The organism is Veillonella rogosae JCM 15642 (assembly GCF_002959775.1).
In the GTDB taxonomy this organism is placed as follows: domain Bacteria; phylum Bacillota; class Negativicutes; order Veillonellales; family Veillonellaceae; genus Veillonella; species Veillonella rogosae.
Window position 1 is genome coordinate 102,640 of sequence record NZ_PPCX01000011.1, and the last position, 19,792, is coordinate 122,431.

The 19,792-nt window shown below is 42.1% G+C and carries 28 protein-coding genes; all 28 read right to left on the minus strand.

Annotated features, from left to right (window positions below; all coding sequences use genetic code 11):
• Positions 1-2: 2 nt before the first annotated feature.
• Entirely contained in the window at positions 3-1,265 is a 1,263-nt protein-coding gene (gene secY / locus VRHSUH09_RS08355; protein WP_009351196.1) for a preprotein translocase subunit SecY, read from the minus strand.
• Position 1,266: 1 nt separating this feature from the next.
• Positions 1,267-1,713 carry a 50S ribosomal protein L15 gene (gene rplO / locus VRHSUH09_RS08360; RefSeq protein ID WP_009351117.1) on the minus strand — a complete coding sequence of 149 codons (447 nt, stop codon included), beginning with the start codon at positions 1,711-1,713 and terminating at the stop codon, positions 1,267-1,269.
• Between the two features lie 22 nt (positions 1,714-1,735).
• The gene (gene rpmD / locus VRHSUH09_RS08365; RefSeq protein WP_004695138.1) at positions 1,736-1,915 is read right to left on the minus strand and encodes a 50S ribosomal protein L30; all 180 of its coding nucleotides are present in this window, start codon (positions 1,913-1,915) and stop codon (positions 1,736-1,738) included.
• Between the two features lie 14 nt (positions 1,916-1,929).
• Entirely contained in the window at positions 1,930-2,433 is a 504-nt protein-coding gene (rpsE, locus tag VRHSUH09_RS08370) for a 30S ribosomal protein S5 (protein WP_004695136.1), read from the minus strand.
• 18 nt (positions 2,434-2,451) lie between these two features.
• Positions 2,452-2,832, minus strand: coding sequence for a 50S ribosomal protein L18 (gene rplR, locus VRHSUH09_RS08375; protein ID WP_050781715.1), 381 nt, complete (start codon positions 2,830-2,832; stop codon positions 2,452-2,454).
• Positions 2,833-2,849: 17 nt separating this feature from the next.
• Positions 2,850-3,395: a 50S ribosomal protein L6 gene (gene rplF, locus VRHSUH09_RS08380; RefSeq protein WP_009351078.1), complete on the minus strand. Its 546-nt coding sequence runs from the start codon at positions 3,393-3,395 to the stop codon at positions 2,850-2,852.
• A gap of 24 nt (positions 3,396-3,419) precedes the next feature.
• Positions 3,420-3,806, minus strand: a complete 387-nt coding sequence (gene rpsH, locus VRHSUH09_RS08385) for a 30S ribosomal protein S8 (protein ID WP_009351061.1) — start codon at positions 3,804-3,806, stop codon at positions 3,420-3,422.
• 27 nt (positions 3,807-3,833) lie between these two features.
• Positions 3,834-4,103, minus strand: coding sequence for a 30S ribosomal protein S14 (rpsN, locus tag VRHSUH09_RS08390; RefSeq protein ID WP_004695122.1), 270 nt, complete (start codon positions 4,101-4,103; stop codon positions 3,834-3,836).
• A 16-nt stretch (positions 4,104-4,119) separates the two neighbouring features.
• Positions 4,120-4,659: a 50S ribosomal protein L5 gene (gene rplE / locus VRHSUH09_RS08395; RefSeq protein ID WP_009351120.1), complete on the minus strand. Its 540-nt coding sequence runs from the start codon at positions 4,657-4,659 to the stop codon at positions 4,120-4,122.
• Positions 4,660-4,682: 23 nt separating this feature from the next.
• The gene (rplX, locus tag VRHSUH09_RS08400) at positions 4,683-5,003 is read right to left on the minus strand and encodes a 50S ribosomal protein L24 (protein WP_004695118.1); all 321 of its coding nucleotides are present in this window, start codon (positions 5,001-5,003) and stop codon (positions 4,683-4,685) included.
• An 18-nt stretch (positions 5,004-5,021) separates the two neighbouring features.
• Complete coding sequence (gene rplN / locus VRHSUH09_RS08405) at positions 5,022-5,390, minus strand: 50S ribosomal protein L14 (protein ID WP_004695117.1); 369 nt, start codon at positions 5,388-5,390, stop codon at positions 5,022-5,024.
• A gap of 24 nt (positions 5,391-5,414) precedes the next feature.
• Positions 5,415-5,675 (minus strand): 30S ribosomal protein S17, encoded by a 261-nt coding sequence (rpsQ, locus tag VRHSUH09_RS08410; protein WP_009351146.1) that lies wholly within the window; start codon positions 5,673-5,675, stop codon positions 5,415-5,417.
• 39 nt (positions 5,676-5,714) lie between these two features.
• Positions 5,715-5,918: a 50S ribosomal protein L29 gene (gene rpmC, locus VRHSUH09_RS08415; protein ID WP_004695115.1), complete on the minus strand. Its 204-nt coding sequence runs from the start codon at positions 5,916-5,918 to the stop codon at positions 5,715-5,717.
• Positions 5,908-6,345: a 50S ribosomal protein L16 gene (rplP, locus tag VRHSUH09_RS08420; protein WP_004695114.1), complete on the minus strand. Its 438-nt coding sequence runs from the start codon at positions 6,343-6,345 to the stop codon at positions 5,908-5,910. Before rplP ends, rpmC begins: the two co-directional genes overlap by 11 nt.
• Positions 6,345-7,010 (minus strand): 30S ribosomal protein S3, encoded by a 666-nt coding sequence (rpsC, locus tag VRHSUH09_RS08425; protein WP_009351281.1) that lies wholly within the window; start codon positions 7,008-7,010, stop codon positions 6,345-6,347. Before rpsC ends, rplP begins: the two co-directional genes overlap by 1 nt.
• A 16-nt stretch (positions 7,011-7,026) precedes the next feature.
• The gene (rplV, locus tag VRHSUH09_RS08430) at positions 7,027-7,362 is read right to left on the minus strand and encodes a 50S ribosomal protein L22 (protein WP_004695112.1); all 336 of its coding nucleotides are present in this window, start codon (positions 7,360-7,362) and stop codon (positions 7,027-7,029) included.
• Between the two features lie 13 nt (positions 7,363-7,375).
• The gene (rpsS, locus tag VRHSUH09_RS08435) at positions 7,376-7,657 is read right to left on the minus strand and encodes a 30S ribosomal protein S19 (RefSeq protein ID WP_009351118.1); all 282 of its coding nucleotides are present in this window, start codon (positions 7,655-7,657) and stop codon (positions 7,376-7,378) included.
• Positions 7,658-7,680: 23 nt separating this feature from the next.
• Complete coding sequence (gene rplB / locus VRHSUH09_RS08440) at positions 7,681-8,511, minus strand: 50S ribosomal protein L2 (RefSeq protein WP_009351255.1); 831 nt, start codon at positions 8,509-8,511, stop codon at positions 7,681-7,683.
• Positions 8,512-8,537: 26 nt separating this feature from the next.
• Positions 8,538-8,822 (minus strand): 50S ribosomal protein L23, encoded by a 285-nt coding sequence (gene rplW / locus VRHSUH09_RS08445; RefSeq protein WP_004695108.1) that lies wholly within the window; start codon positions 8,820-8,822, stop codon positions 8,538-8,540.
• On the minus strand, positions 8,822-9,445 hold the full coding sequence (rplD, locus tag VRHSUH09_RS08450; RefSeq protein ID WP_004695105.1) for a 50S ribosomal protein L4: 624 nt from the start codon (positions 9,443-9,445) through the stop codon (positions 8,822-8,824). The genes rplW and rplD overlap by 1 nt, the downstream gene beginning before the upstream one ends.
• Positions 9,446-9,471: 26 nt before the next feature.
• Positions 9,472-10,113, minus strand: a complete 642-nt coding sequence (rplC, locus tag VRHSUH09_RS08455) for a 50S ribosomal protein L3 (RefSeq protein ID WP_004695102.1) — start codon at positions 10,111-10,113, stop codon at positions 9,472-9,474.
• Between the two features lie 12 nt (positions 10,114-10,125).
• On the minus strand, positions 10,126-10,437 hold the full coding sequence (gene rpsJ / locus VRHSUH09_RS08460; RefSeq protein WP_004695100.1) for a 30S ribosomal protein S10: 312 nt from the start codon (positions 10,435-10,437) through the stop codon (positions 10,126-10,128).
• 181 nt (positions 10,438-10,618) lie between these two features.
• Entirely contained in the window at positions 10,619-11,806 is a 1,188-nt protein-coding gene (gene tuf / locus VRHSUH09_RS08465; protein ID WP_009351099.1) for an elongation factor Tu, read from the minus strand.
• Positions 11,807-11,856: 50 nt separating this feature from the next.
• Positions 11,857-13,932 (minus strand): elongation factor G, encoded by a 2,076-nt coding sequence (fusA, locus tag VRHSUH09_RS08470; protein ID WP_054748732.1) that lies wholly within the window; start codon positions 13,930-13,932, stop codon positions 11,857-11,859.
• Between the two features lie 15 nt (positions 13,933-13,947).
• Positions 13,948-14,418, minus strand: a complete 471-nt coding sequence (gene rpsG, locus VRHSUH09_RS08475; protein ID WP_004693556.1) for a 30S ribosomal protein S7 — start codon at positions 14,416-14,418, stop codon at positions 13,948-13,950.
• A gap of 52 nt (positions 14,419-14,470) precedes the next feature.
• A complete protein-coding gene (rpsL, locus tag VRHSUH09_RS08480) occupies positions 14,471-14,845 on the minus strand; it encodes a 30S ribosomal protein S12 (protein WP_004693554.1) in 375 nt (124 codons plus the stop codon).
• Positions 14,846-14,921: 76 nt separating this feature from the next.
• Positions 14,922-15,167, minus strand: a complete 246-nt coding sequence (locus VRHSUH09_RS08485) for a L7Ae/L30e/S12e/Gadd45 family ribosomal protein (RefSeq protein WP_054748730.1) — start codon at positions 15,165-15,167, stop codon at positions 14,922-14,924.
• A gap of 401 nt (positions 15,168-15,568) precedes the next feature.
• Positions 15,569-19,771 carry a DNA-directed RNA polymerase subunit beta' gene (gene rpoC, locus VRHSUH09_RS08490; RefSeq protein WP_105081919.1) on the minus strand — a complete coding sequence of 1,401 codons (4,203 nt, stop codon included), beginning with the start codon at positions 19,769-19,771 and terminating at the stop codon, positions 15,569-15,571.
• Positions 19,772-19,792: the final 21 nt, after the last annotated feature.

Here is a 19,792-nt window from a genome sequence, read left to right on the forward strand (position 1 = left end):
TCCTATTTCACAAAGCCTTTATAGTGGCGTGTTACCATGAGCGACTCGATTTGTTGCATTGTATCAAGTGCTACACCTACAACGATGAGAAGAGCCGTACCACCAAAGTATACGCCTTGGACGCCGGTAATGCTACCGAGGAAATTCGGTATAATAGCAACGACAGCTAAGAATACAGCGCCAGCCAAAGTGATTCTGGTCATCACGTTATCCACATAATCAGCAGTTGGTTTACCCGCACGAATGCCTGGGATAAAACCACCGTATTTTTTCATATTATCTGCCATATCTGTAATGTTGATAGAGATTGCAGTATAGAAATACGTAAAGATAAAGATCAATAATGCATACAATGCCGTTTGTAACGGCGTACCCCATGTAAATAGATCCGCAACTTTATGAACGAATTCATTGTCAATAAATTGCGCAATCGTCACAGGGAACATCAACACAGATGACGCAAAGATAATTGGGATTACACCTGCCTGATTGACTTTCAACGGCAAGAATGTAGAGTGACCACCGTACATTTTACGCCCTACTACGCGTTTTGCGTATTGGATAGGAATGCGACGTTGGCCTTGTGTAACTGCTACTACGACAGCAATCATCGCAAGTGCAATTACAGCAAATAAGAATGCTTGGAACATGTTAATTGTTCCGTTTTGGATATATTGATAAATGGTTTCTAGACCATCTGGTAATCGAGCTACGATACCAGCAAAGATGATCAAGGAAATACCATTACCTATACCATATGCTGTGATTTGCTCACCAATCCACATCAACAAGCATGTGCCTGCTGTAAGAATGATGGCCACAACAAATACACTAAGGAAATCATTATTTACCAAAGCGTTGTTTGCTCTAAGAGCAAATGCCATGCCTGCGGCTTGTACAAAGCCAAGGACTACGGTGCCATAACGAGTTACCTTCGCTATTTTCTTACGCCCATCCTCACCATCTTTACTCCATGCTTCAAACTGTGGAACTACAGACTGAAGCAGTTGCATGATGATGGAAGCATTGATGTAAGGGGTAATACTCATTGCAAAGATAGAGAACTTACTAAGCGCACCACCAGCAAACAAGTCTAATAGACCGAATAGGTTACCGGATGTAAACAAAGATTCAATGACAGATGCATCTACACCTGGTACTGGAATGTGAATGCCGGCTCTAAACACGGCAAACATCATCAACGTGTACAAAATCTTGTTACGTAACTCGGTAATCTTAAAGATGTTCGAGAGGCTATCTAGCACCCTAGATCACCTCTACTTTTCCGCCTGCTGCTGTGATTTTTTCTTCAGCAGATTTAGTGAAGCCATTAGCGATAACAGTCAAGTTTTTAGTTTCCAATGTACCGTTACCTAAAATACGAATACCATCGCGTACATTTTTCAAAATGCCAGCTTCAATAAGAGCTACTGGATCAACTGTTGCACCGTCTTCAAAACGGTTCAATTGTTCTACGTTAACTTCAGCATATTGTTTAGCAAAAACGCTGTTGTTGAAACCGCGTTTTGGTAAACGACGATAAAGAGGCATTTGGCCGCCTTCAAAACCGGAGCGAACGCCACCGCCAGAACGGGAGTTTTGACCTTTTTGACCACGACCAGATGTTTTACCCAAGCCAGAACCTAAACCACGGCCTACACGAGTACGAGCTTTTTTGGAACCAGCTGCTGGTTGTAATTCATGAAGTTTCATTCAGTGCACCTCCTTATCAGTATTAAACTTCTTCAACTTTAACTAAATGTCTAACTTTGTGAAGCATACCTTCGATTTGAGGTGTTACTTCTTTTACAACTTGAGAATTAGTTTTTTTCAAGCCCAAAGCTTTAACTGTCGCGCGTTGATCTTCAGGACGACCGATTAAGCTTCTTGTTAATGTTACTTTAACTTGTGCCATTTCTTGTCTCCTTATTACGCGTTATAGATTTCTTCAACGGTTTTACCACGAAGTTCAGCAACTTCGCTAGCGCGTTTCAAATCTTTCAAACCTTCGATTGTAGCACGAACCATATTGTTAGGGTTAGAAGAACCCAAGGATTTAGTCAAGATGTTACGAACACCTACTAATTCCAATACGGCACGAACAGGGCCACCAGCGATAACGCCAGTACCTTCAGCAGCTGGTTTCAAGAATACGCGGCCTGCACCGAATACGCCTGTTACGCTGTGAGGGATTGTACCATTTTTAATAGCTACGTTTACAATATTTTTCTTAGCATCATCGATACCTTTGCGAATTGCTTCTGGTACTTCCGCTGCTTTACCTAAGCCAACGCCTACATAACCGTTGCCATCACCAACAACTACAAGAGCGCTGAAGGAAAAACGACGACCGCCTTTAACTACTTTGGCTACGCGGTTGATGAATACTACTCTTTCTTTAAGATCAAGACTGGTGTAGTCAATTCTCGCCATGTCTATAGTTCCTCCTTCTTAGAATTTTAAGCCTGCTTCACGAGCACCTTCTGCAAGGGCTGCTACGCGGCCGTGGTAAATGTAACCACCACGGTCAAACACTACTGTGTCAATACCTTTAGCGATAGCTTTTTTAGCAACTGCTTCACCAACAGCTTTTGCAGCAGCTACGTTACCACCATAGGATAAGTTCAAATCTTTATCTAAAGAGCTAGCAGCAACCAAAGTTGTACCTGCTACGTCATCGATAACTTGAGCATAGATGTTGCCTAAAGAACGGAATACGTTCAAACGTGGGCAAGTTGCCGTACCAGAGATGTGACGGCGAATACGAAGATGACGTTTTGCTCGAGCGATGTTTCTACTAGATTTACGAGGCAAGATATTCACTCCTTTCATTCATATAGATGATATTACTATTTACCTTTTGCACCAGCTTTACCAGCTTTACGACGAACAACTTCGCCTTCATAGCGGATACCTTTACCTTTGTAAGGTTCTGGTTTTCTCCATTTACGGATATCAGCTGCTACTGCGCCTACAACTTCTTTGTCTGCACCAGACACAATGATTTTGTTAGGAGCTGGAACGTCAATTGTAATACCAGCTGGAGCTTCCATTTCTACTGGATGAGAGAAGCCAAGTGTAAGAGCTAATTTATTGCCTTGTTTAGCCGCTCTGTAACCAACACCGTTGATTTCAAGAGTTTTTGTGAATCCTTCAGATACGCCTGTTACCATATTAGCAACAAGAGCGCGAGTCAAACCGTGAAGGGAACGATGAGCTTTATCCTCGGAAGGACGAGCTACTGTAATTGTGTTACCTTCTACAGTGATAATCATATCTGGATGCAAATCGCGAGATAATTCGCCTTTAGGACCTTTTACGTTCATATGATGGTTATCATATGTAACAGTAACGCCTGCAGGGATCTCGATAGGCATTCTACCGATACGTGACATTATTTCTACCTCCTATTGCTACTATTACCAAACGTATGCGATTACTTCGCCACCAAGACCTTCTTTACGAGCTTGTTTGTCGCTCATAACGCCTTTGGATGTAGAAATAACTGCGATACCCAAACCACCAAGTACACGAGGAAGTTCTTCCTTTTTCGCGTAAACACGTAAACCAGGTTTGGAAATACGTTTAATTCCTGTAATAACTTTTTCGTTATTGGAACCATATTTCAATGTTACTTTTAAAGTATTTTCTTCTTTTTCAACGCTCTTAACGAAACCTTCTTGTAAAAGGATGTCAAGAACTGCTGCTTTCATTCTAGATGCAGGAATGTTTACCGTTTCATGAAGTGCAGCGTTTGCATTACGGATGCGCGTAAGCATATCCGCGATAGGATCGGTCATTACCATAATCTAAAAACCTCCTCTCGTCTAATATTACCAGCTGGCTTTTTTAACACCAGGAATTTGTCCTTTGTACGCCAATTCACGGAACGCAATACGGCTGATACCGAATTTACGCATATAGCCGTGAGGACGACCAGTTAAGTTGCAACGGTTGTGCAAGCGTGTTGGGGATGCGTTTGCTGGTAATTTGGATAAGCCTTCATAATCACCTGCTGCTTTTAACGCTTCACGTTTAGCTGCATATTTTTCAACGATTTTAGCGCGTTTCTTTTCGCGTTCAATCATAGATTTTTTAGCCATCTATATGTTCCTCCTATTATTTTTCAAAAGGCATACCGAATTGAGTCAACAATTCACGAGCTTCTTCATCTGTATTAGCACTTGTTACGATAATGATATCCATACCTGTAACACGTTCTACCTGATCATATTCGATTTCAGGGAAGATGAGCTGTTCTTTAAGACCCAAAGCGTAGTTACCACGGCCATCGAATGCAGTAGCGCTGATACCGCGGAAGTCACGTACACGAGGTAATGCCGCATTGATCAATCTATCAAGGAATTCATACATGCGTTCGCCACGAAGAGTAACTTTTGTACCCAACGCCATGCCTTCACGAACTTTAAAGTTCGCAATGGATTTTTTTGCTTTTGTGATTACAGGTTTTTGACCAGCGATGATAGTCAAATCATTAACTGCTGCTTCCAATGCTTTTGCATTGCCTACTGCATCACCAACGCCGATGTTGATAACGATTTTTTCCAATTTAGGGATTTCCATAACGTTGCCGTATTGGAATTTTTCTTGCAAACTCTTTTTAATTTCAGAGTTGTATTGTTCAAATAAACGAGACATTTATTTAGCTCCTCCTTTCCTGATTATTTAAGTACTGTACCAGATTTAACTGTAGCGCGAACGAATTTACCGTCTTTGCCTTCAACTTTTTTGATACGAGTAGCTGTTTTAGTTTCTGGGTCAACAACCATTACGTTAGAAACATGGATACCAGCTTCTTTAGTAACGATGCCGCCTTGTGGGTTAGCTTGGGAAGGTTTTGTATGACGTTTTACAGTGTTTACGCCTTCAACAAATACGCGTTCTTTTTTAGGTTCAGTTGCGATAACTGTACCTTGCTTACCTTTATCTTTACCGGAGATAACAACAACTGTATCGCCTTTTTTGATTTGTAGTTTAGCCATATGCTGCGTTCCTCCTTCTTATAATACTTCTGGAGCCAAAGAAACAATTTTCATGAAGTCTTTTTCACGAAGTTCTCTAGCTACAGGTCCAAAGATACGAGTACCACGAGGGGTCTTGTCATCTTTAATAACTACTGCTGCGTTTTCATCGAAACGGATATAGGAACCGTCTTGACGGCGGATACCTTTTTTAGAACGAACAATAACAGCTTTGACTACGTCGCCTTTCTTGACAACGCCACCGGGTGATGCATCTTTTACAGAAGCAACGATTACGTCACCGATATTGCCGAATTTGCGATAAGAACCGCCCATGACTTGGATGCACATAATACGTTTTGCACCAGTGTTGTCGGCAACATTCAAAATTGTTTGTTGCTGGATCATCGTCTATTCCTCCTTACATCACTCTTATTTTAGTCTTTCAAGAATTTCAACAACTCTCCAACATTTATCTTTAGAAAGTGGACGAGTTTCTACAATTTTAACTGTATCGCCAACTTGGCACTCATTGTTTTCATCATGAGCTTTGAAGCGTTTTGTGCTAACCATTGGCTTGTTATATAATGCGTGAGGTACTTTACGTTCTACAGCAACAACAACAGTTTTATTCATTTTGTCGCTTACAACTTTACCTACGCGGACTTTACGTACGTTTCTTTCTTCTGCCACGATTTTAAGCCTCCTTTTCAACCTTTAACAAATCTGTTATTATGCGTTTTCAGATTTAAGTTCAACTTCACGTTGTACAGTTTTAATACGAGCGATTGTCTTCTTAACTTCACGAATGCGCATAGGATTTTCTAATTGACCTGTTGCAAGCTGAAAACGGAGGTTAAATAACTCTTCCTTAAGACCGGAAACTTTTTGTTCCATTTCGGCAGCGCTCATATTGCGAATGTCATTAACCTTCATTTACGTCACCACCCAATTCTTTACCCTTAACAACAAATTTGCATTTGATTGGAAGTTTATGGCTTGCAAGACGCATAGCTTCACGAGCTGTAGCTTCTGGCACACCGTCCATTTCAAACATTACACGACCTGGTTTAACTACTGCTACCCAGTATTCAGGAGAACCTTTACCGGAACCCATACGAGTACCAGCTGGTTTAGCTGTAATTGGTTTGTCAGGGAAAATTTTAATCCATACTTTACCACCACGTTTGATATAACGAGTCATAGCAATACGGGCAGCTTCGATTTGACGGTTAGTGATCCAAGATGGTTCGCATGCTACCAAGCCGAACTCACCATGAGACACTGTATTACCGCGCATAGCACGACCTTTCATACGGCCGCGGAATTGCTTACGATGTTTTACGCGCTTTGGAATAAGCATTACTTGCCACCTTCTTCCTTCTTAGCAGGTTGTTTTGCTTCTGGCAAAACTTCACCTTTGTAAATCCATACTTTAATGCCGATACAACCATATGTTGTATGAGCTTCAGCAGTACCGTAGTCGATGTCTGCACGAAGTGTATGCAAAGGAATAGAACCTTCACGGTAGGATTCGCTACGAGCGATTTCAGCGCCGCCAAGACGACCGCTTACCATGATTTTGATACCTTTTGCACCTAAGCGCATTGTACGACCAACAGCTTGTTTCATTGCACGACGGAAACCGATACGGCGTTCCAATTGGCCAGCAATGTTTTCAGCAACTAAAGTTGCATCCATGTCTGCTTGTTTAATTTCTGCGATGTTAACGTCCACTTGTTTGTCAGTGAAACGAGTCATTGCTTTTTTGATATCTTCGATACCAGCACCACCACGACCGATAACCATACCTGGTTTTGCAGTGTGGATAGTCAATTTAATACGTTTATTTGTACGCTCGATTTCAATGCGGGAAATACCAGCAATGAAAAGGGTTTCTTTCAAGAAGTTACGAATTTTTACGTCTTCATGAAGATTAGCAGCGAAATCTTTATCTGCATACCATTTTGCGTCCCAATCTTTTACGATACCGACACGCAAACCGTGTGGATTAACTTTTTGACCCACTCTGTTTCCCTCCTTCTTAAGCTCTTTCTTTAACTACTACTGTTACGTGGCTAGTGCGTTTCAAAATTTTGAACGCTTGACCACGGGAACGAGGATGAATGCGTTTTAATGTAGGGCCTTGATCAACGAAGATCTCGGATACGTAAAGATTGTCAACATTCATATCGAAATTATGTTCAGCGTTTGCGATTGCAGAACGCATAACTTTTTCTACTACATCAGCGCCAACTTTCGGAGTGAACTTCAAGATGGCAAATGCTTCGCCGATGTTTTTACCGCGCACTAAATCAGCTACGATACGGATTTTACGAGGCGCGATTCGGATATGTCTAGCGATTGCTTTTGCTTCCATGTATTAATTCCTCCTATTTTCTGCCTGTAGATTTTTCGTCCTTACCATGACCTTTATAAGTACGTGTAGGAGCGAACTCACCTAATTTATGACCTACCATATCTTCTGTAATGAATACAGGTACGTGTTTGCGACCATCATGCACAGCAATTGTGTGGCCTACAAAACTTGGGATAATAGTAGAGGCACGGGACCAGGTTTTTACAACTTTCTTTTCGTTAGTTTCGTTTAAAGCTTCAACTTTCTTAAGCAAATGATCTGCTACGAAAGGGCCTTTTTTAATAGATCTGGACACTATTTTATCTCCTTTCCTTTATCCTATTTTGTACGACGTTTAATGATTAAGCTGTTAGAAGCTTTTTTCTTGTCGCGAGTTTTAACACCATGTGCTGGTTTGCCCCAAGGTGTAACAGGATGTTTACGACCAACAGGAGATTTACCTTCACCACCACCATGTGGATGGTCACAAGGGTTCATTACAACACCACGAGTGCCAGGACGAACGCCCATCCAACGATGACGACCAGCTTTACCAATTACTTGGTTGCTGTGGTCAGTGTTACCAACAACACCAACTGTTGCACGGCATTCTTGACGTACGCGGCGCATTTCGCCAGATGGTAAACGAAGAATAGCATAGCCATTATCTTTACCCATCAATTGAGCGGATGTACCAGCGGAACGAACGATTTGGCCACCTTTACCGATTTTCAATTCGATATTGTGGATTTGTGTACCGTCAGGGATATTAATCAATGGTAAGCAGTTACCAGGTTTAATATCGGATTCAGGACCGGAGAAAACAACGTCACCAACTTTTAAGCCGTTAGGAGCTAAAATGTAGCGTTTTTCACCATCAGCATAGTTAAGCAAAGCGATACGAGAAGAACGGTTAGGATCATACTCGATTGTTGCTACTTTAGCTGGAATATTATCTTTAGTACGTTTGAAGTCAATAATACGGTATTGACGTTTATGACCGCCACCTTGGTGACGAACTGTCATTTTACCAGTATTGTTACGACCACCTTTTTGAGAAACCTTAGCGAGCAAGGATTTTTCCGGTTTGCTTGCTGTGATTTCGTCGAAGGCGGATACTGTCATAAACCGGCGACCAGCGGAGTACGGTTTAAATGATTTAATTGCCATTAGTGGGCCTCCTTACAACTAGACTCTTAGACACCTTCAAAGAATTCAATGGATTCGCCAGCTTTCAAAGTAACGATAGCTTTTTTGTAATCGCTACGTTTACCTTGTGTACGACCCATGCGTTTAGTTTTGCCTAAAACGCGAATAGTAGCTACTTTTTCTACTTTTACATTGAAGATTTTTTCAACTGCTTGACGGATTTGCACTTTATTTGCAGTTAAAGGCACACGGAAAGTGTATTTGCCTTCTTCCATAAGCATAGTGGATTTTTCGGTAATAACCGGGCGGATTAGTACATCATGTAATTGCATTATCCAAGTACCTCCTCGATTTTTGCGACAGCGCCTTTAGTAATGAAGAGCTTATCGTAATGAAGAAGATCGAAAATGTTCATACCTTCGCAAGCCAAAGCTTTAACACCTTGAATGTTGCGAGCGGAACGTTCAACATTTACATCACCTTCAGTGATGAACAATACTTTTGCATCACCAACGTTGAAGCTATTGATAATGTTCAACACTTCTTTAGTTTTAGGAGCTGCTAATGTGATTTCTTCCAAAACGTATAATTCGCTATTATTCACTTTATCGCTAAGAGCAGATTTAACTGCTAAACGTCTAGCCTTACGAGGCATAGCTTTGTAATAGCTGCGAGGTTGTGGACCAAATGTAGTACCGCCACCGATCCAGATTGGAGAACGGCTGGAGCCTGCACGTGCACGGCCAGTACCTTTTTGTTTCCAAGGTTTGCGGCCACCGCCACGAACCATACCTCTAGTTTTTGTTGCATGTGTGCCGAGACGTTCGTTAGACAATTGACGAACTACGGCTTGATGCATTACGGCTTCGTTAACTTCAACGCCGAATACTGCATCGTTTAACTGTATTTCACCGACTTTAACGCCGGATTGATTATATGTTGCTACTGTAGGCATTACATAATCCTCCTTTCGACAAATGATTATTTAACAGGTTTAACCGTGTTGCGAACCATAACCAAGCTGCCTTTAGCGCCTGGGATACCGCCTTTAACCAATAAAAGGTTACGTTCAGCATCAACTTTCACAACAGATAAGCGTTGTACGGTAACTCTGTAACCACCCATTTGTCCAGGGAGTTTTTTACCTTTGTATACCTTACCGCCACCACCGGAGATCATAGGACCGATGGAACCAGGTTCACGGTGAGATTTAGAACCATGAGTTTCAGGACCACGGGAGAAGTTATGGCGTTTAATTGTGCCAGCAAAACCCTTACCTTTACCTGTACCCACTACGTCCACTAATTCACCTTCTGCGAAGATATCAGCTGCCAGAGTTTGGCCTACTGTGTAGTCAGCTGCATTTGCAACGCGAACTTCGCGAAGATATTTCACTGGAGCTACGCCAGCTTTGTCGAACTGACCTTTTACAGGTTTTGTTAAATGTTTTTCTTTAATGGAACCGTAACCAATTTGTACTGCTTCGTAGCCGTCTGTTTCAACAGTCTTAACGCGCACTACAACGCTTGGGGTAGTTTCCACTACTGTTACAGGAACTAATTGGCCTTCAGCTGTGAAGACTTGTGTCATTCCCAATTTTTTACCCAAAATAGCTTTAGACATTATCGCACCTCCTTATAGTTTTATTTCAATAGATACACCAGCTGGTAAATCTAAACGAGTGATAGCATCTACTGTTTTCGAATTTGGTTCAAGAATATCGATTAAGCGTTTATGTGTACGCATTTCGAATTGTTCACGAGAATCTTTGTTTACGTGTACAGAACGAAGAATTGTGAAGATATTCTTTTCTGTTGGCAATGGAATCGGACCAGAAACCATAGCGCCATTTCTTTTTGCAGTGTCTACGATCTTAGCAGCGCTTTGATCGAGAGCTTTGTGGTCGTATGCCTTAAGGCGAATACGGATTTTTTGCTGTTTAGCCATTATTAATAATTCCTCCTGTCGTCCATTTCGTGAATGGGCTGCTCCATAGAAATTCTCCTCCGCAGAGGCAACCTTCTACTTCATAGTTTAAAAACACAACACGAGAGCGGCATTAGCTGCCGCTCTGAGTGCTGCATGTATTGTGCTCAACGCATCACTACGATGAGCATAAAAGGTTAAATTAACCTTCGATTGCTGTTACTACGCCAGCGCCTACTGTGTGGCCACCTTCGCGAATCGCGAAACGAAGACCTTCTTCAATAGCGATTGGTGTAATCAATTCGATGTTCATTGTTACGTTATCGCCAGGCATACACATTTCTACACCTTCAGGAAGGTTTACAACACCTGTTACGTCTGTTGTACGGAAGTAGAATTGTGGACGGTAGTTGGAGAAGAATGGAGTATGACGGCCACCTTCTTCTTTAGTCAATACGTAAACTTCTGCTTTGAATTTTGTGTGTGGTTTGATGGAACCTGGTTTAGCCAATACTTGACCACGTTCGATGTCTTTACGGTCAACACCACGAAGCAATGCACCTACGTTGTCACCTGCTACTGCAGAATCCAACACTTTACGGAACATTTCAAGACCAGTTACTACGTATTGTTCAGCTTTTTCTTTCAAGCCTACTACTTCGATAGTATCGCCAACGTTTACTTGACCACGTTCAACACGGCCAGTTGCTACTGTACCACGACCAGTGATTGTGAAAACGTCCTCTACAGGCATCAAGAAAGGTTTGTCAGTATCACGAACTGGTGTTGGGATGTAGGAGTCTACAGCGTCCATCAAGTCGTCGATTTTAGCTACATATTGAGCGTCGCCTTCCAAAGCTTTCAAAGCGGAACCTACAACGATAGGTACTTCGTCGCCAGGGAATTCGTAGGAGGAAAGAAGTTCACGAACTTCCATTTCTACTAATTCGATCAATTCTTCGTCGTCAACCATGTCAGCTTTGTTCAAGAATACTACGATTGCAGGAACACCAACTTGGCGAGCCAACAAGATGTGTTCGCGAGTTTGAGGCATAGGGCCGTCAGCTGCGGAACATACCAAGATAGCGCCGTCCATTTGAGCCGCACCAGTGATCATGTTTTTAACATAGTCAGCATGGCCTGGGCAGTCAACGTGTGCATAGTGACGGTTAGCAGTTTCATACTCAACGTGTGCAGTGTTGATTGTGATACCGCGTTCACGTTCTTCTGGAGCTTTATCGATCATGCTGTAATCTTGGAAGTCAGCTTGGCCTTTTTCAGCCAATACTTTTGTGATTGCAGCAGTCAAAGTAGTTTTACCATGGTCAACGTGACCGATTGTACCGATGTTAACATGCGGTTTCGTACGTTCAAATTTTTCTTTAGCCATTTTAAATTATCCTCCGAGGAAAATAGTAATTCTATTAATCTAATGTAAGATTAACCGTTTTTCTTTGCTTGAATTTCTTCAGCAATTTTCTTAGGAACTTCTTCGTAATGATCGAATGTCATGGAGTAGTTACCGCGACCTTGAGTTTTAGAACGAAGGTCTGTTGCGTAACCGAACATTTCGCTCAATGGAACATATGCTTTGATATGTTGGTTGCCATTACGAGCTTCCATGCCGTCCATGCGACCACGACGGGAGTTCAAGTCACCGATAACGTCGCCCATGTATTCTTCAGGAACGTCTACTTCTACGGACATGTATGGTTCAAGCAATGCAGGATCTGCTTTGCGAGCACCTTCTTTAAAGCCCATGGAACCAGCGATTTTGAAGGCCATTTCGTTGGAGTCAACGTCATGGTAGGAGCCGTCAAATACGATAACTTTGATGTCAACCATTGGATAACCAGCGATAACACCGGATTCCATAGCTTCTTTAACACCGTTTTCTACAGGTCCAATGTATTCACGAGGAATTGCACCACCTACGACCTTATTTTCAAATTCGAAGCCAGCGCCTGGTTCTTGTGGAATCAATTCCAACCAGCAGTGCCCATATTGACCACGACCACCAGACTGACGTACGAATTTACCTTCAGCTTTGACAGCTTTACGGATAGTTTCGCGATATGCTACTTGAGGTTTACCTACGTTACAATCTACTTTGAACTCACGGTTCATACGGTCAACGATGATATCCAAGTGAAGTTCGCCCATACCGGAGATAATAGTTTGACCTGTTTCTTCATCAGTACGAACTTTGAAAGTAGGATCTTCTTCTGCCAAACGAGCAAGAGCTGTACCCATTTTTTCTTGGTCAGCTTTTGTTTTAGGTTCAACAGCAACGGAGATAACTGGTTCAGGGAATTCCATGGATTCAAGGATTACAGGATTCTTTTCATCACACAATGTGTCGCCTGTAGTAGTATCCTTCAAGCCAACCGCCGCAGCGATGTCACCAGAGTATACGCGTTCGATTTCTTTACGGGAGTTAGCGTGCATTTGAAGAATACGGCCGATACGTTCTTTTTTACCTTTAGTGGAGTTGAAAACGTAAGAACCGGATTCCAATGTACCGGAGTACACACGGAAGAACGCTAATTTACCAACATAAGGGTCAGCCATGATTTTGAATGCCAATGCGGAGAATGGCTCTTCATCGGAAGAAGGACGAGTTGTTTCTTCTTCAGAACCAGGAACTACACCTTTAATGGCTGGGATGTCGATTGGAGCTGGCATGTAATCGATTACAGCGTCCAACAACATTTGTACACCTTTGTTTTTGTAGGAAGAACCACAAAGAACTGGGAACAATTGGTTAGCAATAACTGCTTTACGCAATGCTGCTTTCAATTCTTCTTCAGTAATTTCTTCGCCTTCCAAGTATTTCATCATGATATCGTCATCTGTTTCAGCGATAGCATCGATCATCATTTCGCGACGAGCTTCTGCTACTTCTTGATATTCAGCTGGGATATCAGTGATTTCAAATTCTTTACCGTCATCGGATAAGTAAATTTCCGCTTTCATAGTCATCAAGTCGATGATACCTTTGAAAGTATCTTCAGCGCCGATTGGCACTTGAATAGCTACGGAATTTGCACCTAAACGGGATTTCATCATGTCAACTACGTTGAAGAAGTCAGCACCTACAGTATCCATCTTATTTACATAAGCGATACGAGGTACGCCGTAGTTAGAAGCTTGACGCCATACTGTTTCGGATTGAGGTTCAACGCCACCTTTAGCACTGAATACCGCAACAGAACCGTCAAGTACACGTAGAGAACGTTCTACCTCTACAGTAAAGTCAACGTGACCAGGAGTATCGATGATGTTGATACGATGTTCTTTCCATTGACAAGTTGTCGCAGCAGAAGTGATTGTGATACCACGTTCTTGTTCTTGCTCCATCCAGTCCATCGTAGCAGCGCCTTCATGTACTTCGCCGATCTTATGAACGATACCTGTATAGTAGAGGATACGTTCTGTAGTTGTTGTCTTACCAGCATCGATGTGGGCCATGATACCGATATTACGAGTTTTTGCTAAGGAAAACTCTCTTGCCACAGTTGTCACCTCTTATTACCAACGATAATGAGCAAATGCTTTATTAGCTTCTGCCATTTTATGAGTATCTTCTTTTTTCTTGATTGCAGCGCCTGCATTGTTGAAAGCGTCCATCAATTCGCCTGCTAAGCGTTCTTTCATAGTGCGTTCACCACGAAGACGAGCGTAGTTTACAACCCAGCGAATACCGAGTGTTTGACGGCGATCAGCACGAACTTCAACTGGAACTTGATAGTTCGCACCACCGATACGGCGAGCACGTACTTCAAGTACAGGCATAACATTTTTCAATGCTTGATCAAAAACTTCCATTGGGTCTTGACCCATTTTGGAACGAATAATTTCGAATGCATCATATACGATAGTTTCAGCAATGCCTTTTTTGCCATCGTACATAACTTTGTTAATGAAACGTGTTACTAATTTGCTGTTGTACACCGGATCTGGAAGTACATCACGTTTCGGAACAGGGCCTTTTCTTGGCATGTTCAATTCCTCCTTTATACTGATGTGTGTTAGTTTCGTTTAATGGCTAAAATTATTTTTTAGCTTTTTTCGCGCCGTATTTGGAACGACTTTGCATACGATTTTGTACGCCAGCTGTATCCAATGCACCACGAACGATGTGATAACGCACACCTGGAAGGTCTTTTACACGACCGCCTCTGATAAGTACAACACTGTGTTCTTGTAAATTGTGACCAATGCCTGGGATGTAAGCAGTTACTTCAATAGCGTTTGTCAAACGTACACGGGCAACTTTACGAAGCGCGGAGTTTGGTTTCTTTGGAGTAGCTGTGTACACACGAGTACATACACCACGTTTTTGTGGAGATTCTTGAAGCGCTGGAGCTGTAGATTTTTTAGTCAAGCTCATGCGACCTTTGCGTACTAGCTGATTAATTGTTGGCATTTGGGCACCTCCTTTCCAAATTTGAGATTTATAATTGATCCGTCATAACAAAGTGTTACATCGGATATTACCGAAATTAACGAAGGATACCTACCGCTGTGGCCCGCACCTTAATGCGACACGCACGACCGAGGTCATCCATAGTGTGCTTATCATTCACAGGTATGCCCTGTGCTTCACAAGCATTTCGTATAGGTTCAACTACACTTTCATCACTATCATGTCCAACGAACACATAGCTTACAGTTCCTTTAGCAATGTTTTTCAACGTTTGCTTGGCACCGATTGTTTTGTTCATCGACTTCAGATGGGCAATGTCCATAGTAAAATTCTCCTTACGAAACTATGCTACTTAGGCATACTAGCCCCTGAGCACTATGTAAGTATATCAATTACACTAGCCATTGTCAAACATTTTTCAAGGGTCAACACCGCTATACAACTGCATTTTATGTGTACACGTTTCCGTGCGTTTCATAATGCCGAATCATATAAATCTATTACTAATTTTTATACAGTAATTCTGGATTTCAACTCATTTTTATACACAATATTAATATTATTTCTATTAATCACATTTCATGTATGCATAATTGATATAGCACAAGTATAAGTAACCGAAATTTTTATGTATTTTATTTAAAGTGCAACTATTATAAGTGAATAGTAATTATATATAAAAAGAGCGCACCCTAAGGCACGCTCTTTTAATACCCCTATAGATTATTCTTCTACAGCTGGTTCTTCAGTAATATCAATAATTTCAGGTGTGTTTTTCACAACCTCAATTTTGCGGTAACGGCTCATGCCAGTACCTGCAGGAATCAATTTACCGATAATTACATTTTCTTTTAAGCCCAATAATGGATCGATTTTACCTTTGATTGCAGCGTCGGTAAGAACACGTGTTGTTTCTTGGAAGGACGCAGCAGACAAGAAGGAATCCGTTGCCAAAGCGGCTTTTGTAATACCCAATAACGTGCGTTTACCTGTAGCAGTTTCACGACCATTAAGAGTAAGACGACGGTTTTCTTCGTCAAAGGTATTAACGTCGACCATATCCCCTGGAAGCATATCTGCATCGCCAGCTGCTTCAATTTTAACTTTATGAAGCATTTGACGTACGATAACTTCGATATGTTTATCGTTAATTTCTACACCTTGAGATTTATATACTTTTTGTACTTCGTATACGAGGTAACGTTGAGTAGCTTCAGTACCCATTACGCGCATAATATCGTGAGGGTTGATAGAACCTTCAGTCAAACGAGCACCCAAGGATACAACATCACCGTCTTTAACGATAATGCGAGAACCATAAGGGATGAGGTAATCAAGTTCAATACCGTCTTCACCAGTAATAAAGATTGTATTTGTACCTTTTTTACCTTCGTTAGGTACAACGCGAACTGTACCTTCGTTTTCTGCGATGATTGCATTACGTTTTGGTTTACGCGCTTCGAACAATTCTTCGACACGTGGCAAACCTTGTGTAATATCGTCACCTGCGACACCACCAGTATGGAATGTACGCATTGTTAACTGTGTACCAGGTTCACCGATGGATTGGGCTGCAATAATACCTACCGCTTCACCAACTTGAACTTGGTTACCAGTACCTAAATCGCGACCATAACACTTGCGACATACACCATATGGGCTGCGGCAAGTCAATACGGAACGGATTTTAACTGTTTCATAGTGTTTTACAACTTCATCAGCCAATGGTTCTGTGATTTCACCGTTAAGAGGAACGATTACTTCACCAGTTTCCTTATTAACTAATTCTTCAGCTGCAATACGACCTACGATACGATCTTTTAACGGCTCAATAACACCAGTACCTTCAACGATTGCTTCCACTTCAATACCGTGGATTTCATTGTTGCGTACTTGTACTTCTTTTACATCGGAGTTAAGAATCGCTTCGATGCCTTCTTCAGTGAGACGTGTATCAGCAGGGAAGATTTCTACCCCTTCGCTATCAACAATTGCTTGTACAGTATCCTTGTTCAACATATTTTGAACCATAGTTTCTTTTAATGTTGCACGGATGCGTTCATCGCTTTCACCAAGAATAATTTTTTGAACCAAATTAGTATGGTTGATATCGCTATCAGAACCTAGATGTGCACCACGTAATGCAACAGATGTTACACCGGATTCTGCGATATCCGCCAAGCATTGTTCGTCTAAGATAGTTTCAGCAGGAACAACAAGTTCGCCTGTTTCTACGTTCACTACATCTTTATCTAGAACACGACCAATGAGTTTGTCTTTCAACAATTCCAAAGCTTGACGCGGAGATGTAGCCAAACGAGCACGTTCACGAACGAGATCGATACCTACAACATCACAATCGTCCTCGCGAACGATAACGTCTTGAGATACGTCAACAAGACGACGAGTCAAGTAACCGGAGTCAGCTGTACGAAGAGCTGTATCGGCCAAACCTTTACGAGCACCATGAGAGGAAGTAAAGTAATCCAATACAGTCAAGCCTTCTTTAAAGTTTGCTTTGATTGGTAAGTCGATGATACGACCAGATGGATCGGCCATCAAACCACGCATACCAGCAAGCTGACGGATCTGTTGTTTGTTACCACGGGCACCAGAGATAGCCATCATGTAAACAGGGTTGAAGCCATCTTTGTCGCGCGCCATATTATCCATCATGGCATCAGTAACATCATCTGTTGCTTTTGTCCATAATTGGATTGTTTTGCGGTAACGTTCTTCTTCTGTAATAAGACCACGACGGTACATACGAGATACTTTTTCTACCTCTTGTTCCGCTGTGTCTAATAAGCCAGTTTTGACTTCTGGTACTTTAATATCAGCAATAGCTACAGTCATACCTGCGCGACGAGCGAAGGAGTAACCTAAGGATTTAATACGGTCCAAAAGTTCTGCAGTTTTTTCATTGCCAAACAATTGGAAGCATTGGTCAACCAATTTACCAACTGTTTTCTTATCCATAACCTTACCTAATGTGTAAGTGCCATCTTCGTTTTGTGCATATTGCCATAATTCAGGGAACAATGCATGGTTGAAGATCAAGCGACCTGCAGTCGTTTCAACACGACCGTAGCCAGGCATACGGATATAGAGAACATCTTGCAAGCCGATGACACCTGCTTCATAAGCAAGCATTACTTCATCATAAGTAGCAAATGTTTTAGCGTTATCTTTAGTATTTTCACGTACTACGGTTAAGTAGTATGTACCCAAGATCATATCCTGAGATGGTACTGCTACTGGTTTACCATCTTTAGTGGACAAGATATTGTGGCTAGAAAGCATCAATGTACGAGCTTCTGCTTGTGCTTCTACAGACAATGGTAAGTGACACGCCATTTGGTCACCGTCAAAGTCGGCGTTGAAGGCTGTACATACTAATGGATGCAATTTGATAGCACGGCCTTCCCAAAGAATTGGTTCGAAGGCTTGGATACCAAGTCTATGCAATGTAGGTGCACGGTTCAAGAGAACTGGATGTTCTTTGATTACCTCTTCCAAGGATTCCCATACGCCAGGGCCAATTCTTTCAACTTGGCGTTTAGCTGCCTTGATGTTGGATGCTTGACCGCGTTCTACCAAACGTTTCATAACGAATGGTTTGAACAATTCCAATGCCATTTCTTTTGGCAACCCACATTGGTGCATTTTAAGTTCAGGACCTACTACGATTACGGAACGACCGGAGTAGTCAACACGTTTACCGAGCAAGTTTTGACGGAAACGACCTTGTTTACCTTTAAGCATATCGGACAAGGATTTTAACGGACGGTTACCAGGACCTGTTACAGGACGACCGCGACGACCATTATCGATCAATGCGTCAACAGCTTCTTGAAGCATACGTTTTTCGTTGCGCACGATAATATCAGGAGCACCTAAGTCTAACAAACGTTTCAAACGATTGTTACGGTTGATAACACGACGGTATAAATCATTGAGGTCAGATGTAGCAAAACGACCACCATCTAATTGAACCATTGGGCGCAATTCAGGCGGGATTACAGGAACGATGTCCATAATCATCCACTCAGGGCGGTTACCAGATTGACGGAATGCTTCTACTACTTCTAAGCGACGAACTGCACGAATTTTACGTTGACCACTAGCAGTGTTTAATTCTTCACGCAATTCAGCATTCAATGCTTCAAGATCAAGTTCTGCTAAGAGAGCTTTTACAGCCTCAGCACCCATGTCGATACATACGAAGAGGACTTCTTCTGCAGCACCTAATTCATAGCGCTCTTCACGAGTTAATTCTTCATATTCTTTATCTGCTTCTGGAATTGTTGCATCATCGCGAAGAGCTGCATTGTAGCGCTCTTTGCGTTGTGCTTCACGAACAATAGCTAAACGTTCATTTCGTTGAGCTACTGTTTCGATTACAACGGATTTACCACCGATAGTGTAACCGTCTTCGTTAAATTGAGCTTCATATTCGCGGTATTCTTGCTCGGACAATAATTGACGTTTTGCCAACGGAGTACCAGCTGGATCTACTACGATATAGGAAGCAAAGTATAATACGCGTTCCAAGGAACGTGGGGATACGTCAAGGATAAGGCCCATACGGGATGGGATACCTTTGAAGTACCAAATGTGAGATACAGGAGTGGCCAATGCAATATGACCCATACGTTCACGACGTACTTTCGCACGTGTAACCTCTACACCACATTTATCGCAGACTACGCCTTTATGGCGAATGCGTTTATATTTGCCGCAGTGACATTCCCAGTCTTTTGTTGGTCCAAAAATGCGCTCGCAGAATAGACCATCACGTTCTGGCTTCAACGTACGGTAGTTAATAGTTTCAGGTTTCTTAACTTCCCCATGAGACCAAGCTAAGATCTGCTCTGGAGAGGCTAAACCGATTCGCATGGAATCGAATTCATTTACGTCTAGCACTACTATCGCTCCCTTCCTTAT

What these genes read in the sequence shown, in the direction of transcription:
- rplO (WP_009351117.1), bottom strand. Translation starts at nt 1,713, where the DNA reads ATGAAACTTCATGAATTACAACCAGCAGCTGGTTCCAAAAAAGCTCGT.
- rpmD (WP_004695138.1), bottom strand. Translation starts at nt 1,915, where the DNA reads ATGGCACAAGTTAAAGTAACATTAACAAGAAGCTTAATCGGTCGTCCT.
- rpsE (WP_004695136.1), bottom strand. Translation starts at nt 2,433, where the DNA reads ATGGCGAGAATTGACTACACCAGTCTTGATCTTAAAGAAAGAGTAGTA.
- rplR (WP_050781715.1), bottom strand. Translation starts at nt 2,832, where the DNA reads ATGAAAGGAGTGAATATCTTGCCTCGTAAATCTAGTAGAAACATCGCT.
- rplF (WP_009351078.1), bottom strand. Translation starts at nt 3,395, where the DNA reads ATGTCACGTATCGGTAGAATGCCTATCGAGATCCCTGCAGGCGTTACT.
- rpsH (WP_009351061.1), bottom strand. Translation starts at nt 3,806, where the DNA reads ATGGTAATGACCGATCCTATCGCGGATATGCTTACGCGCATCCGTAAT.
- rpsN (WP_004695122.1), bottom strand. Translation starts at nt 4,103, where the DNA reads ATGGCTAAAAAATCTATGATTGAACGCGAAAAGAAACGCGCTAAAATC.
- rplE (WP_009351120.1), bottom strand. Translation starts at nt 4,659, where the DNA reads ATGTCTCGTTTATTTGAACAATACAACTCTGAAATTAAAAAGAGTTTG.
- rplX (WP_004695118.1), bottom strand. Translation starts at nt 5,003, where the DNA reads ATGGCTAAACTACAAATCAAAAAAGGCGATACAGTTGTTGTTATCTCC.
- rplN (WP_004695117.1), bottom strand. Translation starts at nt 5,390, where the DNA reads ATGATCCAGCAACAAACAATTTTGAATGTTGCCGACAACACTGGTGCA.
- rpmC (WP_004695115.1), bottom strand. Translation starts at nt 5,918, where the DNA reads ATGAAGGTTAATGACATTCGCAATATGAGCGCTGCCGAAATGGAACAA.
- rplP (WP_004695114.1), bottom strand. Translation starts at nt 6,345, where the DNA reads ATGCTTATTCCAAAGCGCGTAAAACATCGTAAGCAATTCCGCGGCCGT.
- rplV (WP_004695112.1), bottom strand. Translation starts at nt 7,362, where the DNA reads ATGGAAGCAAAAGCAATCGCTAGACATATCCGAATCGCGCCTCGTAAA.
- rplB (WP_009351255.1), bottom strand. Translation starts at nt 8,511, where the DNA reads ATGGCAATTAAATCATTTAAACCGTACTCCGCTGGTCGCCGGTTTATG.
- rplW (WP_004695108.1), bottom strand. Translation starts at nt 8,822, where the DNA reads ATGCAATTACATGATGTACTAATCCGCCCGGTTATTACCGAAAAATCC.
- rplD (WP_004695105.1), bottom strand. Translation starts at nt 9,445, where the DNA reads ATGCCTACAGTAGCAACATATAATCAATCCGGCGTTAAAGTCGGTGAA.
- rplC (WP_004695102.1), bottom strand. Translation starts at nt 10,113, where the DNA reads ATGTCTAAAGCTATTTTGGGTAAAAAATTGGGAATGACACAAGTCTTC.
- rpsJ (WP_004695100.1), bottom strand. Translation starts at nt 10,437, where the DNA reads ATGGCTAAACAGCAAAAAATCCGTATTCGCCTTAAGGCATACGACCAC.
- tuf (WP_009351099.1), bottom strand. Translation starts at nt 11,806, where the DNA reads ATGGCTAAAGAAAAATTTGAACGTACGAAACCGCATGTTAACATCGGT.
- rpsG (WP_004693556.1), bottom strand. Translation starts at nt 14,418, where the DNA reads ATGCCAAGAAAAGGCCCTGTTCCGAAACGTGATGTACTTCCAGATCCG.
- rpsL (WP_004693554.1), bottom strand. Translation starts at nt 14,845, where the DNA reads ATGCCAACAATTAATCAGCTAGTACGCAAAGGTCGCATGAGCTTGACT.
- VRHSUH09_RS08485 (WP_054748730.1), bottom strand. Translation starts at nt 15,167, where the DNA reads ATGGACATTGCCCATCTGAAGTCGATGAACAAAACAATCGGTGCCAAG.